We start from the raw sequence: 15,107 nt of genomic DNA, 5'->3' as shown, positions 1-15,107 counted from the left end.
CGCTGGTGGCGGCAGCGATCGTGCTGACACTCGCGGCGGCCGGTGCCGCGGGCTGGGGCGGCGTGTCCCGGTACCAGGCGGCGCACGACGACTCGGCGGCGTACGCCCAGGCCCGCGACGACGCGCTGGCCGCCGGCGAGCAGGCCGTGCAGAACATGAACACGCTCGACCACGAGCAGCTCGCCAAGGGACTCGACAGCTGGGAGGACTCCACCACCGGGGACCTGCACCAGCAACTCGTCGACGGACGCGACGGGTTCGTGAAGCAGATCCAGGAGGCGAAGACCGTCAGCACCGCCAAGGTGCTGTCCGGCGCGGTCACCGAGCTCGACGACCGGGCCGGGAAGGCGGGCGTGATGGTGGCGCTGCGGGTGACCGTGACCGCGCCCAAGGGCAAGCCCGCGGTGAAGGAGAGCCGGATGCTGGGGCAGCTCACCCGCACCTCCGACGGGTGGAAGCTCAGCGCCCTCGGCCAGGCACCCGTCGGCAACACCGCCGGCTGACGCCACCGACTCCCCACCCGCACCGAGAGGACCCCGGACATGTCGACGACCCGTCACCTCGTCAACCGGCAGCGTCGGCTGGCCACCGTCGCCGCCGAACGCACCGCCGCTCCCGCGCCCGTGAGCAAGCCCGTGGACGCCGAGACCGTCGCGGAGGAACCACAGGACGACGCGGAGGAGCAGAAGGAAGCGAAGAAGGAACCGGAGAAGGAACCGGAGAAGGAATCGGCGCAGGAGGAGGGGAAGGCGTCGAAGTCCGGGCGGTCACCCCGTCTCCGGGTCCGGCTGCCCGCCGTGCTCTGTGTCCTGACCGTGCTCCTCGGCGCCTTCGCCGCCTGGGCGTTCACCTCGGCCGGGAGTCTGCGCGACGACCCGAGCCGGCGGAACACCGCGCTCACCGACATCGGCCGCACCAGCGAGGTGAAGGGTCAGATCACCGAGGCCGTCGGCGCGGTGTTCTCCTACGACTACGCCTCGCCCGCCAAGGCCGACGCCGCGGTGAAGAAGTACCTGACGGGTGCGGCGGTCCAGCAGCACACGGACATGCTCGCCGAGGTACGGGCGCAGGCGCCCAAGCAGAAGCTCGTGCTCACCACGACCGTCACCGAGAGCGGGGTGGAGCTGCTCGACGGCGACCGCGCCCGGCTGATCATCTTCGCCGACCAGAGCAACACCCGTACGGGCAAGTCGGAGGAGACGACGTACGCCGCGGCCATGTTCGCCGTGGACGCCGTGCGCCGCGGCGGCACCTGGCGGATATCCGGCATCGACACGTTCACCCGGTGACCCGGGGGAGAGGAGAGCACGCATGAGGTTCAACGGCACCATGCGCCGCGGACTCGGCGGCACGGCGGCCGCCGTCGCCGCGATGGCAGCGCTCACCGCGTCCCAGGCACCGGGACTCGTCGCGCAGGACAAGCCGCAGAAGCAGAACACGGAGACCGACGAGGTCACGTGGTCGTCGGTGCCCAACGACGACTCGTACCACACCGAACTCCCGCCGCTGAAGAGCCCCGAGCCGCCGAAGCCGGGGGTGAAGCAGAGCCCGGAGGCCGTTCAGTCATGGGCCGAGGCGGGCATCCCGGCCACGGTCCTCGCCGCCTACCGCAAGGCGGAGAGCGCGCTCGGACGCAGCGACCCGGGCTGCCGGCTGCCGTGGCAGTTACTGGCCGCGATCGGCAAGGTCGAGTCCGGGCACGCCGCCGGCGGCCGGGTCGACGCCCACGGCACGACGCTCTCACCGATCCTGGGACCGGTGCTCAACGGCGCCGGGTTCGCGAACATCCCGGACACCGACGGCGGCGGGTACGACGGGGACAAGACCTATGACCGCGCGGTCGGCCCCATGCAGTTCATCCCCTCGACCTGGGCGCACTGGGGCAGGGACGGCAACGGCGACGGGCGCAGGGACCCGGGCAACATCTACGACGCCGCCCTGGCCGCCGGAGCCTATCTCTGCGCCGGCACCCGCGATCTGACGGTGCGCGCCGACCTCGACCGGTCGATCCTGAGCTACAACCACTCGGACACCTATCTGCGCACCGTGCTGTCCTGGCTGGAGTTCTACCGAAACGGCAGCCACGTGGTGCCCGACGGCAAGGGTCCGATCCCGAAGAGCCCCGGCGCCGGCGGTCCGAACGAGCCGAAGAAGCCCGTGGCCGGTCCCGGCACCGGCGGCGGCAAAGACGGAGACGGAGGCGGTATCGAGGTCGGACCGCAGCCGAGCCACTCCGCACATCCGACGGCGCCGGGCTCCACGACCCCCTCACCGGGCGAAACGGACTCCCCGGACCCCGGCGGCTCCACGGACCCGGGCACGCCCGATCCCACCGGCACCGGGTCCGGCAGCCCGGACCCGACCACCACTCCCGACCCGACCACGACCCCCGACCCGGGCACCTCGCCGTCCGGTCCCAAGGACCCCGGCTGCCCGACGGACAGCGCGACGCCGGACCCGACGGACACCGAGACAGCCACCGGGGCACCGTCACCCGACCCCACGGAGACCGAGGAACCCTGCTCCACGCCCTCGGTGCCGCCGGCCGCCGACTGATCCCGGCCCCGGCCCAGAGCTCAGCCGCCCGCCGACAGCACGGCGGCCAGGTCGTACCGCACCACCTCTTCCAGCTGCGCGTACGTGCAGCCGGCGGGGGTGCGGTCCGGCCGCCACCTGCGGAACTGGGTGGTGTGCCGGAACCGGTCGCCCTCCATGTGGTCGTACGCCACCTCGCAGACCCGCTCGGGACGCAGCGCCACCCAGGACATGTCCTTCTTCCCCGACCAGCGGCTCGGCGCGCCGGGCATCCGGGACGCCGCGTGCGCCTCGGCGTCCGCCCAGGAACCCCACGGGTGCCCGGCCACATCGGTCACCAGGGGTTCGAGTTCGGTGATCAGCTCGGCGCGGCGCTTCATCGGGAAGGCGGCACAGACGCCCACGTGCTGCAGGACGCCCCCTTCGTCGTACAGTCCGAGCAGCAGCGAGCCGACGACCGGGCCGCTCTTGTGGAAGCGGTAGCCCGCCACCACGCAGTCGGCGGTCCGCTCGTGCTTGATCTTGTACATCACCCGGGTGTCCGGCCGGTACGGCAGATCGAGCGGCTTGGCCACGACCCCGTCGAGCCCCGCGCCCTCGTACCGTTCGAACCACTCCTGGGCCACGGCCGGGTCGGTGGTCGACGGGGCGAGGTGGACGGGCGCCGAGGCGTCGGCGAGCGCGGCCTCCAGCACCGCGCGCCGGTCCGACTGCCGGGTCTCCAGGAGCGAGTCGTCGCCCAGTGCGAGCAGGTCGAAGGCGACCAGGCTCGCCGGGGTCTGCTCGGCCAGCAGCCGTACCCGGGAGTCGGCGGGGTGGATGCGCTCGCTGAGCCGGTCGAAGTCCAGCCGCCCCTCGTGCGCGACCACGATCTCGCCGTCGACGACGCAGCGCGGCGGGAGACTGGCCCGGACCGCGGTGACCAGCTCCGGGAAGTAGCGGGTGAGGGGCTTGCCGGTGCGGCTGCCGATCACCACCTCGTCGCCGTCCCGGTGCACGATCGCCCGGAAGCCGTCCCACTTCGCCTCGTACTGCATGCCCGGCGGGATGCGCTTCACGGGCTTGGCGAGCATCGGCTTCACGGGCGGCATCACCGGCAGATCCATGCCCCGATTGTGGACCGTACGGCGACCGGAGTCCTCCGATATGCGGCATATGTGTGCCCGGCCTACCGTGGCCGACATGGCAGCAGCGGGCAAAGCGGTGGAGCTGGAAGCGGCGGGACGGGCCGTACGGCTGTCCAATCCGGACAAGATCTACTTCCCGGAGAAGGGCTGCACGAAGCGGGACGTCGCCGAGTACTTCCTCGCGGTCGGCCCCGGCATCCTGCGCGCCCTGCGCAACCGGCCCACCACCCTCCAGCGGTTCGTCGACGGCGTCGAGGGCGAGTTCTTCTACCAGAAGCGGGCCCCGAAGAACCTCCCCGAATGGATTCCGACCGCCGAGATCGCCTTCCCCAGCGGACGCCCCGCCCGCGAGGTCTGCCCCACCGAGGTGGCCGCCGTCATCTGGGCGGCCAACCTGGGCACCCTCACCTTCCACCCCTGGCCCGTCCGGGGCGGCGACACCGACCACCCCGACGAGCTGCGCATCGACCTCGACCCGCAGCCCGGCACCGACTACGCCGACGCGGTCCGGGCCGCCCACGAGCTGCGCTCCGTCCTGGACGACCACGGGCTGCGCGGCTGGCCCAAGACCTCCGGCGGACGCGGCATCCACGTCTTCGTCCCCATCGAGGCCCGGTGGACGTTCACCGAGGTCCGCCGGGCGACCATCGCGGCGGGGCGTGAGCTGGAGCGCCGGATGCCCGACCGGGTCACCACCGCCTGGTGGAAGGAGGAGCGCGGCGAGCGGATCTTCGTCGACTTCAACCAGACCGCCCGGGACCGGACGATCGCCTCCGCCTACTCCGTGCGCCCCTTCCCGCACGCCCCGGTCTCGGCGCCCCTGCGCTGGGACGAGATCGACGACGCGCGGCCGCACGACTTCGACATCCGGACCATGCCGGTGCGCTACGCCGAACTGGGCGACGTGCACGCGGACATGGACCAGGAGGCCTTCCGGATCGACGCGCTGCTGGAGCTGGCCGACCGCGACGAGAAGGAGCGCGGCCTCGGCGACATGCCCTACCCGCCGGAGTACCCCAAGATGCCGGGCGAACCGAAACGCGTTCAGCCGAGCCGCGCCCGCCATGACGACGACGCCGGCGGCGACGCATGAGCGAGCCCGGTCCGGAGACCGGTCCCGAGTCCGGGCCGCACCACGGTGCGCACAGCCGGCCGCCGACCCGGGGCGAGAAATGGGCGGCGTACAAGGAGTCGCCCTACTTCCCGGCCACGGTCCTGCTGTTCATCCTGGCGGCCGCCGCCGGACTCTTCGCCGGCTCCTACACGTACGCCATGGCCAATCCGACCCCGCACCGGATCCCGGCCGCGGTGGTCAGCCAGCCGGACACGGCCCGCGGCAAGGAGTTCGTCGCCGCGATGGACAAGGCGCTGGACGCCTCGCTCGTCATCCATGTCTTCCGGACGCCCGCCGAGGCCCGCGAGGCGCTGGAGGAGCAGGAGGTCTTCGCGATCGTGCGGTCCGGCAGCCGCGGGGTGGCGCTCGACGTGGCCAGTGCCTCCGGGGCGGCCGTCGCCCAGCTGCTGGGGGAGTCGGCCGTAAAAGTGGGGGACACGCTCGGTATCCCGGTCGCCGTCATGGACGTCAAACCCCTCCAGAAGGGCGACCCGCGCGGACTCGCGCTGTTCTACATCTCGCTCGCCGCCGTGATCGTCGGCTTCGTCGGCTCCATCCAGCTGAGCGTGCACGCCAGGGGCCTGATCCCGCTGGAACGGATCGCGTTCACGGTCGCCTACTCGATGCTCGGCGCGTTCTCCATCGCCGCGGTGGTGGACTGGCTGCTGGGCGCGGTCGATCTGCCCTTCGCCGAGTCCTGGGCGATCCTGGCGTTCACCATGTTCACCTCGGGCATGGTCTTCACCATGTTCAACACCCTGATGGGGCGCTGGGCCATGCTCCCGACCTGGGGCGTGATGGTGCTCCTGGGGAACCCGTCCTCCGGCGGAGCCGTGTCCTGGCCGCTGCTGCCGTCGCTGCTCGGGCACATCGGGCGCTGGCTGCCGCCGGGCGCCTCCGTCAACGCCCAGCACACCGCCGTCTACTACCAGGGGCATCAGCGGCTCTTCCCGTTCCTGGTGCTCGCGGGCTGGTCCCTGGTCTCCTGCACGGTCTTCTGGGTGTGGCGCCACCGGCACCCGGGAGGCCGCGACCACATGCCTCAGCATGCGGCCGCGGCCACCTGATGCGGAACGACGCGGTTACAGCTCCTTGATCCGGATGTCCCGGTAGGAGATCACGTCCGAGGTGCTGTGGACCTGGAGTCCGATGTAGCCGGAGGCGTACCGCCGGCCGTCGGTACCCGGGTCGTCACCCCGCGGCGGCTCGAAGACCTGACCGCCGTTGTTGTCGAACTCGTTGAGCAGGACACCGTTGCGGTAGATCGAGTAGTGCTGGTCCACCACCCGGATCTCGTAGTCGTTCCAGGTGCCCTTGGGGGTGACGCCGGCGCCGGCGAGCCCCACCCGGTCGAATCCGTAGACCGAACCGGTCTTGTACATGTCGCCGTCCGGCCGGTCGTTGACCTGGATCTCATGGCCGTACTTGATGGCGACCCACTCCGGATTCGGCTCCTCCGGGTTGTCGTGGACGTTCGGGAAGCGGACGAAGACACCGCCGTTGGCGTTGCCCGTGCCCGGGGCGTCGTCCCGCCACTGGAGCTTCAGCGAGAAGTCCCCGTACTGGCGGCCCGGGAACCACAGCATGCCCATGCCGTCCACCGTGGTGGAGCTGGTGATCGCGCTGTCCGCCTCGTTGAGCGCGAACTGCCCGCCACCCACCTGCTGCCACTTGGCGAGCGAGGCGGCCGTGCCGTCGAAGAGCTTGCGGTAGCCCTCGTCCTGGCCCGGCTTGCCGATGCCCGACTGCTTCGCCGCCTTGTAGATCTTCTTGTGCTCGCGGGCGTCGATCACCCCGGCGGTGAGCAGCTTGTCGAGGACCTTGTCGACGTGCTTGAGGAACAGCGCGTGCGACGACCAGTCCTTCTCGTCCTCGATCAGCTCGTTGATCGTGCAGCGGTTGCCGGTGATCCGGTTGGGGACACCGGTGTCGACGGTGCCCACGATGACGGTGAGGCGTTCGTCGAACTCCGGGCAGTTCGGCGCCGGAACGCCGCCGCTCTGCGCGACGGTGAACGACGTCTGCTTCGCCTCGGAGGTGTTGCCCGCCTTGTCCGTGGCCCGGTGGGCGACCGTGTGGTAGCCGATCCGGTCGACGAGAACCGTGGCCGTGTAGGCCAGGTACGGGCCGCCGTCCAGGGAGTACTCGACCTTGTCCACCCCGCTGTCGGCGTCGGTCGCGGTGACCGTCACCTTGGCACTGGTGAGGTAGGCGCCGTCCGAGTTCTTGTCGCCCTCGACCTTCGCGGACGTCTCCGGCGGCGTCGTGTCCTCGGTCGGCGGCTCGACGACGGTGAACTCCACCGTCTTCTCCGCCGCCGCGTTGCCCGCCTTGTCGGTGGCGCGGTAGCGGACCTTCTGCGCCCCCACCTCGTGCACCATCACGGGACCGTCGTACGCCTGCCAGGCGCCGTCCGCCCCGACCGCGTACTCGATGGTGTTGACGCCCGACCCGGTGTCGGACGCGGTGACGGTGACCGTCGCCATGCCCAGGTACTGCCCCTGGTCGTCCTTCTCGCCGGACACGGTCGCCGACGTCTCGGGAGCCGTCGTGTCGTCCGTCGGCGGAGCGGCGACCGTGAACTCGGCCGTCTTCTCCGCGGCCGCGTTGCCCGCCTTGTCGGTGGCGCGGTACCGGATGGCGTGCGCGCCGACCTCGTTCACGACGACCGGCACGGTGTACGGCTGCCAGGCGCCGTCCGCCCCGACCGCGTACTCGACGGTGTCGACGCCCGAACCCTCGTCGGTGGCGGCGAGGGTGACCGTCGCCTGACCGATGTACGCGCCGTCGGCGTTCTTGTCGCCGTCGACCTTCGCGGAGGTCTCGGGCGCGGTGGTGTCCTCACCACCGCCACCGTCGGTGACGGTCAGGATGCCCTGCATCGCCTCGTGCCCCGGCATCGTGCAGTGGTAGAAGTACCGGCCGGGGGTGAGCGTGACCTCCGCCGTCTGCTTGCCGCCCTGGTCGTCGCCCGGGTTGGCGAGCAGGTTCAGCGGGACGTCGTTGTTGAACTCGGGGTCCGACACGCTGAACGTCAGCGTGTGCGGCATCCCCGAGGTGTTCCCGGTCGCCTCACTGTTCTCGAAGACGATGGTCGCCTTGCCGGCCACCGCCGTCTTCGGCGCGGAGAGGTAGTGGTCGATGGCGTTGCCCGCCGTCCAGGTCAGCACCTGGTCGGCCGCCGCGTCCGCCGGGGCCGCCGTACGGCCGTAGGCCGCCGTGGAGGTCAGCCCCAGCACCATCAGGAACGAGCCCAGCAGCGCGAGCCACAGCCGCGCGGGCCGGGACCGCCTTCGGAAGAGGATCGAACGGTGTCTCACTGCACTGCCGCCTTCCTGGCCAGGTCCTTGACGGCCGGGGTGGGTGCGCCGCCCTTGTAGGTCACGCGCCACAGCGCGGACTTGGAGTCGGAGGTGAAGAAGCCGCGCCCGTAGTCGAGGACGTACAGCGAACCGTCCGGGGCGAACTTCCAGTCCATCAGGTTGCGGATGCCGTCCGCGCCCACCGGGATGATCTCCTTCAACGACTCGGCGTGCGTGGGCAGACCGCCCTTGCCGACCGTCTTCGGATCGGTGAGAACGGCGTGCCGCGGCTGGGTGTCGTCGTAGAAGTCACCGACGAACCACTTGCCGTCCCAGTACGAGGGCCACTTGTCGGCGCTCGTGCTCGCCGCGTCGTACCGGTAGACCGGGCCGTTCATCGTGGCCTGGCCACCGCCCTTGAGCCAGGGCAGGAGTTCCTTCTGGTCCTCCACCTTGTAGCTCGGGATGCCGTTCTCGTCGCGCGGGTAGTCCACGCCACCGCCCTGCGGCGAGTACCAGATGGTGTTGGAGGTGATCGGCGGCAGGTTCACGAGACCGTCGTTGTTCGGCGACTCGTTCTTGGGGTGGTCGCAGTCGTACCAGCCGAGCGGCTTGCTCGGGTCCGGCAGATTGCGGTCCCGGTAGGGCTGCTTGTTGCCCATGCAGTACGGCCAGCCGTGGTTGCCCGCCTTGGTGATCGCGGCGAACGTGTCGTACTTGGCCGGGCCCCAGGTGGTGCTCGGGGCGCCCGCGTCGGGGCCGACCCAGCCCGCGTACAGCGTGTCGGTCGACTTGTCGATGGCGATCCGGGCCGGGTTGCGCACGCCCATCACATAGATCTCGCCGCGGGTCTTGCCGCCGCCCTCGTCGGTCTCCTTGCCGGTGAAGAGGTTGCCCTCCGGCAGGGTGTAGGTGCCGTCGTCCTCGGGGTGGATCCGCAGGATCTTCCCGTTGAGGTTGTTCGTGTTGCCCGCGGTGCGCCGGGCATCGGCGAACGAGACGCCCTTGTAGTTCGGCTCCGGGTTGTTGCCGGAGTAACCGTCGCTGAAGCCGGAGGAGTTGTTGTCACCGGCCGCGATGTACAGGTTGCCCTTGGAGTCCCAGGCCATGCCGCCGCCCGCGTGGCAGCAGCTGTGGATCTGGACCGGCCAGTGCAGCAGCACCTTCTCGGAGGACAGATCCAGCTTGTTCGTCGCCAGGTCGAGGGTGAAGCGGGAGACCTGACGGACCGCCATCTGCTTGTCGCGGTCGATCTTGTCGTGGGGTGTGTAGTGCAGGTACACCCACCCGTTCTTCTCGAAGTCCGGGTCCAGCTCGATGCCCAGCAGACCCTCCTCGACCTTGACCAGTTCGTCGCCGCCGCCCTTGTTGCCGAAGATCGTCAGCTCACCGGCGAGGGTGACCTTCCTGGTCTTCGGGTCGTAGACGTGGATCTGGCCCAGACCCTTGCCGACGTTCGGGTCGGCCCAGTCGGTGACGACCGGCACGCTGCTGTCCGCGCCGCCGCGGCCGATGTACAGGACGCGCCCGTCGGGGGCGGTCACCAGGCCGTGCGGCTCGCCGATCTGGTCGTTCTTGCCGGGCTGGTTGGGCTGGGTGACCCGCTCCGCCTTGTAGTTGGAGGTGATCGTCGCCTTGCAGTCGGCCTGCGAGATCCGGGTCGTCCAGTCCAGCGCGCCGCGCAGGTGGTCACGGAAGTCGGCCTCGGCGAAGCTGTCGACCGTACCGCCCATAGCGGTGTAGAAGGACCGGCCGCCGTCGTAGTCACGGCACCAGGAGACCGGGTGGTCCCAGCCGTTGGCACTCGTGCCGGGCTTGTACGTGATCTCCCGGACCCGTGCCACGGTGTGCACGTCGCCGGACGGGTTGTCCTTCCAGTTCAGCCACTTGTCCGGACGCTTCCACTCCAGCGGCAGGTTCTTGGTCGCCGGGTGCTGCCGGTCGCCGATCTCCACCGTCGCACGCTGGACGGCGGTGGGACTGCCGGCCGCCGGACGTGCGCCGACCAGGCCGGTGAACCAGTCCGAGTACGGTTCGGTGCGCGCCGCGTCATGGATGCCGAGGAAGCCGCCGCCGGCCTCCATGTAGGCCTCCAGGCCCGCCTCCTGCTCCGGGTCCAGGACATCGCCGCCGCCCGTCAGGAAGACGACCGCGTTGTACTTGCCGAGCTGCTTGCCGTTGGTGAAGACGGCCGGGTCGTCGGACGCCACGGTCCTGAACCGGCCCGCCTCCGGGCCGGTGAGCCCGATCTTCTCGATCGCCGCGATCCCGGCGTCGACCGTCGGCGACTCCTCGGTGGCCGAGCCATGGAAGACGAGCACCTTCACGTTGGCGCCGCCCGGTGGCGACGGCAGGGACAACGTTGTCGCCATGGACCCCGGCGCTCCGGGATCCGGCCTGGCACTGGCGGCGTTGCCGCCGAGCAGGGAAGCGGTCAGTGCGCCGGCCGCCAGGGCCGCCGCAACACCGCGTCGCGATCTGGACCTGTGATGTGGTGTGCGCTGCATGTGGTCACCCACCCCTCTCTGGTCACTGCAACAGCTTTGGGCACTGCAACAGCGCATGAAGCTAGACCTCTTTTCGCGACTCGCCAATAGCTATGGCAGCAATGAAACGAACTTTGTCCTTAGTGTGGATAAACGAAGTGCTCCGGGCTACGGTATGGCCCGTCCTCCGCAACATCCGTCTCGCAGTGGGGAGTTCGACATGGACCGTAGGAGCTTCAACCGGCGGATTCTGATGGGCGGCGGGGTGGCCGCGGCGACCGGCGTGACATCGTTGTCGCTCGGAGCGATCGAGGCGACCTCCGCGGAGAACCCGCCCCGCACGGCGCCCGCGGGCGGCGAGGTCCGCCATCTCAAGCTGTACGCGGAGAAGCTGGCGGACGGCTCGATGGGGTACGGGTTCGAGAAGGGCAAGGCGTCGGTCCCCGGCCCGCTCATCGAGATCAACGAGGGCGACACCCTGCACATCGAGTTCGAGAACACGATGGACGTGGCGGCCAGCCTCCACGCGCACGGCGTCGACTACGACATCGCGAGCGACGGCACCCGGATGAACAAGAGCATCGTCGAGCCGGGCGAGACACGCACGTACACCTGGCGCACCCACGCCCCGGGCCGGCGCAAGGACGGCACCTGGCAGCCGGGCAGTGCGGGCTACTGGCACTACCACGACCACGTCGTCGGCACGGACCACGGCACCGGCGGCATCCGCAAGGGGCTGTACGGGCCGGTGATCGTCCGGCGCAAGGGCGACATCCTGCCCGACAAGACGATCACCATCGTCTTCAACGACATGACCATCAACAACAAGCCGGCCGACCAGAGCCCGGACTTCGAGGCCACCGTGGGGGACCGGCTCGAGGTCGTCATGATCACGCACGGCGAGTACTACCACACGTTCCACGTCCACGGTCACCGCTGGGCGGACAACCGCACGGGCCTGCTGACCGGGCCCGACGACCCCAGCCGCGTCATCGACACGAAGATCGTCGGCCCCGCCGACTCCTTCGGCTTCCAGGTCATCGCGGGCGAACACGTGGGCGCCGGTGCCTGGATGTACCACTGCCATGTGCAGAGCCACTCCGACATGGGCATGGCCGGAATGCTGCTCGTCGCCAAGGCGGACGGGACGGTCCCGGGGCACGAGGGGCACACCATGGCATCACCCCCGAAGGCGAAGGCCTCCGGGGCGGCTTCGGCGCACGAGGGTCACTGACCCGCCGCGTCCGCCGCCGGCTCCTCTGCCCCGGCCGCGACGGAGGAGCGAGCGGCCAGGCGCTGCTGTTCCTCCTCGACGATGCGGCGGGCCAGCGATCCGTCCGACACGTCCACGGCGTCCGGCGTCGTCTCGGCGACGTCGCTGCGCCGTGCGTACGCGTCGAACAGCCGCTCCTTGCGGGCCAGGATGTCCAGCATTCGCTGGTCGACGCTGTCCGCCGCGAGGAGCCGGTGCACCTGGACCGTGCGTATCTGTCCCATCCGGTGCGCGCGGGCCACGGCCTGGTGCTCCATCGTCGGCTTGATCTGCGGCTCGCACAGGATGACGACGGACGCGGCCTGCATGTTCAGCCCGACCCCGCCGGCCTGGATCTGGCTCAGCAGGACCGCATGGCCGTCCGCCGCGGAGAAGCCGTCGATCAACTCCTGTCGCCGGGCCGCCGGGACGCTCCCGGAGAGCGGGCCGAACACCTCGTCCCCCAGGGCCGCCCGGACCGTCTCCAGCACGTCGCGGAAGTAGGAGAAGACGACGACCTTCAGCCCGTTCCCGGCCGCCTCCGCGACCAGTTCCCGCAGCCGGTTCAGCTTGGCGGACGTCGCCGGGTGGGCGTACGCAGCCCGGCGCATCCGCATGAAGTGCCCGGCGCCCACCGCCTCGCGGTAGGCCCGGAGATCGGCCTCGCTGAACTCCTCCCACTCGTCGACCTGTACCAGTGCGGGGAGTTCGCTGAGCACGTCCTGCTGGTTGCGGCGCAGATAGGCGGGGGCGACGGCCCGGCGGAACGCCTGCGAACCGGCCACGCCGTGCGTGGTGCTGATGGCCGGCGCCAGTGCGGGCTGGAGGTGCCGGACGAGGCTGCGGAACTCCTCCACCCGGTTCTCCATCGGGGTGCCGGTCAGGAAGAGCACCCGCTCGGTCCGCTCCGACCACCCCGAGACCGCGCGGGAGCGGCGGGTGACCGGATTCTTGACGTAGTGCGCCTCGTCGACCACGAGCATGCCGGGCCGTACGCCGCTGTCGGCCGCGGGCGGCAGGCTGTGCAGGGCGTCGAAGGTGGTGAGTGCGACCCCGCCGCTCTCGCGCCACTCGGCGAACGCCTCCTGCCGCTCCGGTCCGTGCACCGGCAGGGCGCGCAGGGTGGAGCGGGCGCGGATCTCCCGCGTCCAGTTGATCAGCACACTGGCCGGGCACACCACCAGGAAGTGCGTCTCCCCGCGCGCCGCGAGATGGGCGAGGGCGGCGATGGCCTGCACGGTCTTGCCGAGCCCCATCTCGTCGCCGAGGATCACGCGCTTCTGGGCGAGCGCGAAGCGCGCGCCGAACGACTGGTACCCGCGCAGCGAGACCCGCAGCCGGGCGTCGTCCAGCCGCAGTCCACGGACCCGGTCGGCGATCCCCGACGGCAGGAACCCCTCGGCCGCGTCCCGGTCGGGACCGCTGCCTGACATCTCCGCCAGCAGGCTGTAGTACTCCGCCGACCGCAGCTCGAAGTCGACCCAGGCCGCGACGTCGGACCCCGGATCCCGCAGCAGGTCCACCGACACCTGCCCGAACAGCAGGGGGAGTTCGCGCTCCACGGCGTCCGCCACAGCGGCCCGCACGGCGGCGAGGGCCTCCAGCGCCCGGGCCCTGACCTGCCGCCGGGCGAAGACCATCCGCAGCCGGCCCCGCGCCGGACCGGCCGCGGCCAGCAGCGGCTCGAGAACCTCGGCGAGCCGGCGGGCCCCGTCCACCGCCCGCCGCACGTCCGGCCCGGCCTCGACCAGCCGGTACAACGCGGTGACCAGGGCGGTCGTGGCGTCGTCAGGGGCGTCGACGTCTATCCGCAGCGCGACCGTGTCCCGCACCGCGTCCGCGATCCGGCCCGCGGCGGCCAGCGTCTGGTCGGCCGTCTGCGCACCGACACCGGGGATCTGGCGGAGCTCGTAGCGATTGGCCCCGTACACCTGCCCCACCGTCGTGAAGCCGGCCTGCTCGACCGCGCCCAGGCGCAGCCGGCCCTCGGTGACGTCCTTGAGCCGGGACACCGGGATGGACGACAGATCCGCCCGTACGAGGGAGTCGAGGAGCGGGTCCAGGGCGGTGCGCACGGCGGTGACGGCGCGGGTGTGGTCCGCGAGGACCCCGCGCGCCGCGTCGAGCAGCGTGTCGGCCCGCGCGAGCAGTTCCCGGGCCGCCCGCCCGGTCGGCGCCCCGCCCTCCGTGGACCCGGCCTCAGTCATGTACGTCCTTCTGTCCCGCAGTCCCCGCGCCCCTGGCGCCGCTCCGCCCGGCATCCGCCCGGAGCGACTCATATCGTCCCATGCGCGACTGACAGCCGGGCCCGGCGGGCGGGGCTCAGGGCGCGGGCGGACGCCGCTCGGCCGGGGACAGCAGCAGCACCTCCAGGGCGCGCGCGCAGGAACGGGCCTGCGTCAGGAACCACTCGGTGCGCGCCTGGGTGATCACGGCCGGGGTGGCCCGTACCGCCAGGGCGAAACGGGCGTGTCCGGCACCGTCCAGCACCGGCACCGCCAGGGTCCGAACCCCGTGGGCCGACTCGCCGTCGTTGACGGCGTACGCCTCCGACCGCACCCGGGCCAGCTCCGCCTCCAGGGCGGCCGGTTCGATGATCGTGCGGTCCGTGAAGGCGGGCAGCGGCGGCAGCGAGAAGGGCCCGCCCTCACCGGGCCTCGCCCAGGCCAGCAGCACCTTGCCCAGCGCGGTCGAGTGCAGCGGCCGGCGCAGCCCCACCTTGGGCGTCACCGAACCGCCCGCGACGATCACCGCGTGCGGCCCGCTGCGCAGCGCCAGGTCGGCGGTGGCGCCCGTGCGTTCGGCGAGATCGGCCAGCTCGGGGGCGGCCAGATGCAGACCGCGCTGATGGTAGGAGAGGCGGCCGAGCTCGGTCACGGCGGGCCCGAGCCGGTAGCGGGACGTCCGCGCGTCCTGCTCCAGGAATCCGGCGCCCAGCAGGGTGCGGGCCAGCCGGTGGGCCGTGGAGACCGAGAGTGTCAGGCGCCGGGCGAGATCGGATGCGCTGAGGTCGGGGCCGTTGTCGTGGAAACAGTGCAGGACGTCCAGCGCACGCTGTACCGCCTGCGCTCCGCCGGGAGCGCGTACTGCGGCGGCCTCGGTCATGGGGTTTCACTCTCCGCTCGTGGGGATGCGGCTTGCGACGTTGCCACATTACGGGAGCCGTACCCGGCGGAGAGCCGCTGGTGAAACACTGCGTTCACACTCAATCCCACATCATGGGAAGCGAGTTGTGGGCGGGTGCGAGGCCGTGGCAGGCTGCAGCCGTCACCACCGACGAGCTGAAGGGAG

Annotated in this window: 11 protein-coding genes; 6 read left to right on the top strand and 5 right to left on the bottom strand. The window is 71.1% G+C overall.

Annotation, left to right across the window (positions count from 1 at the left end; translation table 11 throughout):
* The first annotated feature begins 5 nt into the window (after positions 1 to 5).
* The 3 genes from OG521_05605 to OG521_05595 are packed head-to-tail and all read left to right on the top strand — an operon-like array spanning position 6 to position 2,556.
* Positions 6 to 503 (top strand): hypothetical protein, encoded by a 498-nt coding sequence (locus tag OG521_05605; GenBank protein WUW26582.1) that lies wholly within the window; start codon positions 6 to 8, stop codon positions 501 to 503.
* A 39-nt stretch (positions 504 to 542) separates the two neighbouring features.
* Positions 543 to 1,289 carry a hypothetical protein gene (locus OG521_05600; GenBank protein WUW20290.1) on the top strand — a complete coding sequence of 249 codons (747 nt, stop codon included), beginning with the start codon at positions 543 to 545 and terminating at the stop codon, positions 1,287 to 1,289.
* A gap of 22 nt (positions 1,290 to 1,311) precedes the next feature.
* Positions 1,312 to 2,556: a lytic murein transglycosylase gene (locus OG521_05595; GenBank protein ID WUW20289.1), complete on the top strand. Its 1,245-nt coding sequence runs from the start codon at positions 1,312 to 1,314 to the stop codon at positions 2,554 to 2,556.
* 20 nt (positions 2,557 to 2,576) lie between these two features.
* On the opposite strand, the gene OG521_05590 is transcribed toward OG521_05595, so the two are convergent.
* Complete coding sequence (locus OG521_05590; GenBank protein ID WUW20288.1) at positions 2,577 to 3,641, bottom strand: ATP-dependent DNA ligase; 1,065 nt, start codon at positions 3,639 to 3,641, stop codon at positions 2,577 to 2,579.
* Between the two features lie 97 nt (positions 3,642 to 3,738).
* Between OG521_05590 and ligD the strand changes: the two genes are divergently transcribed.
* Entirely contained in the window at positions 3,739 to 4,755 is a 1,017-nt protein-coding gene (ligD, locus tag OG521_05585) for a non-homologous end-joining DNA ligase (GenBank protein WUW26581.1), read from the top strand.
* Entirely contained in the window at positions 4,752 to 5,843 is a 1,092-nt protein-coding gene (locus tag OG521_05580; protein ID WUW20287.1) for an ABC transporter permease, read from the top strand. The genes ligD and OG521_05580 overlap by 4 nt, the downstream gene beginning before the upstream one ends.
* Before the next feature lie 15 nt (positions 5,844 to 5,858).
* Here OG521_05580 and OG521_05575 read toward each other — a convergent pair whose 3' ends face one another.
* Together OG521_05575 and OG521_05570 are read right to left on the bottom strand one after the other, a co-directional pair.
* On the bottom strand, positions 5,859 to 8,096 hold the full coding sequence (locus OG521_05575; protein ID WUW20286.1) for a DUF1080 domain-containing protein: 2,238 nt from the start codon (positions 8,094 to 8,096) through the stop codon (positions 5,859 to 5,861).
* Positions 8,093 to 10,531 (bottom strand): ThuA domain-containing protein, encoded by a 2,439-nt coding sequence (locus OG521_05570; protein WUW26580.1) that lies wholly within the window; start codon positions 10,529 to 10,531, stop codon positions 8,093 to 8,095. Before OG521_05570 ends, OG521_05575 begins: the two co-directional genes overlap by 4 nt.
* Before the next feature lie 253 nt (positions 10,532 to 10,784).
* On the opposite strand from OG521_05570, the gene OG521_05565 reads away from it, so the two are divergent.
* Positions 10,785 to 11,798: a multicopper oxidase domain-containing protein gene (locus tag OG521_05565; GenBank protein ID WUW20285.1), complete on the top strand. Its 1,014-nt coding sequence runs from the start codon at positions 10,785 to 10,787 to the stop codon at positions 11,796 to 11,798.
* Here OG521_05565 and OG521_05560 read toward each other — a convergent pair.
* Together OG521_05560 and OG521_05555 are read right to left on the bottom strand one after the other, a co-directional pair.
* The gene (locus tag OG521_05560; GenBank protein ID WUW20284.1) at positions 11,792 to 14,023 is read right to left on the bottom strand and encodes a DEAD/DEAH box helicase; all 2,232 of its coding nucleotides are present in this window, start codon (positions 14,021 to 14,023) and stop codon (positions 11,792 to 11,794) included. The two genes, OG521_05565 and OG521_05560, sit on opposite strands and share 7 nt — an antisense overlap.
* 115 nt (positions 14,024 to 14,138) lie before the next feature.
* Positions 14,139 to 14,921, bottom strand: a complete 783-nt coding sequence (locus tag OG521_05555) for an IclR family transcriptional regulator (GenBank protein WUW20283.1) — start codon at positions 14,919 to 14,921, stop codon at positions 14,139 to 14,141.
* Positions 14,922 to 15,107: the final 186 nt, after the last annotated feature.

The organism is Streptomyces sp. NBC_01463 (assembly GCA_036227345.1).
Classification (GTDB): Bacteria; Actinomycetota; Actinomycetes; order Streptomycetales; family Streptomycetaceae; genus Streptomyces.
The sequence above is the reverse complement of the archived record's forward strand: the minus strand, read 5'-3'. Positions and strand labels throughout refer to the sequence as shown.